Origin of the sequence: Enterococcus cecorum, from assembly GCF_052119425.1 — a bacterium.
GTDB lineage: Bacteria > Bacillota > Bacilli > Lactobacillales > Enterococcaceae > Enterococcus_E > Enterococcus_E cecorum_C.
The window spans coordinates 1-701 of record NZ_JBQKFH010000094.1 but is presented as its reverse complement, the minus strand read 5'-3'; the positions used below and the strand labels follow the sequence as shown (position 1 = coordinate 701).

The 701-nt window shown below is 35.5% G+C and carries 1 pseudogene; it reads left to right on the top strand.

Annotation, left to right across the window (positions count from 1 at the left end):
• Positions 1-108 precede the first annotated feature (108 nt).
• A pseudogene (locus tag ACTQZM_RS11905) lies at positions 109-701 on the top strand (ISL3 family transposase); the annotation flags it as partial.

Sequence of the window (701 nt, the reverse complement as noted above, 5' to 3'; positions counted from 1 at the left end):
TCAAAATCGATTCTTCAGTCCAATTTTTCATTTTAGGTATAAAAAAACATACCGTTCTCTGATATGATTAAATCACCACAAATAACCCAAGAGAGGACGGTATGCTATATGAATCATTCTATCAAAAAAATGTTACGATTAATAGACCCCAATTTAACAATTCTTGAAATTACTCAGGAGAAAATCAACCATCAGATGACTCTTGTCATTAAAGCGGATCTTTCCCCTCAACCTTCACCTTGTAAATGTTGTGGTGCTAATGTGATAGATGAGGATGGAAAGTTCGCTGTAGTCAAAAACGGCAAGAAAACCGTCACTGTACGTTTAGAAGCTTTCAACCATTTACCAATGGTCATGCATTTAAATAAGCAACGCTATGCATGTAAAAAGTGCAAACACTATTGGACTGCCCAAAGCTATTTTATTCGCCCTCATCACTCGATTTCTGAGCAGGTACGATTTAAAATGATGGATTTATTAAAAGAAAAAGTGTCACTCACTTTTATCGCGAAGCAATGTCAGGTTTCTATTTCTACGGTTATTCGTGTCTTACGCTCATTTAAACCGCAGTTGCCTAAAGCAAAACAGTTATACTTACCGAAAGTTTTACTCGTAGATGAATTTCGCTCACATACTTCTTTAGAAGATAAAATGAGTTTTATTTGTGTAGATGGCGAAACAGGAAAACTGTTGGATGTTTT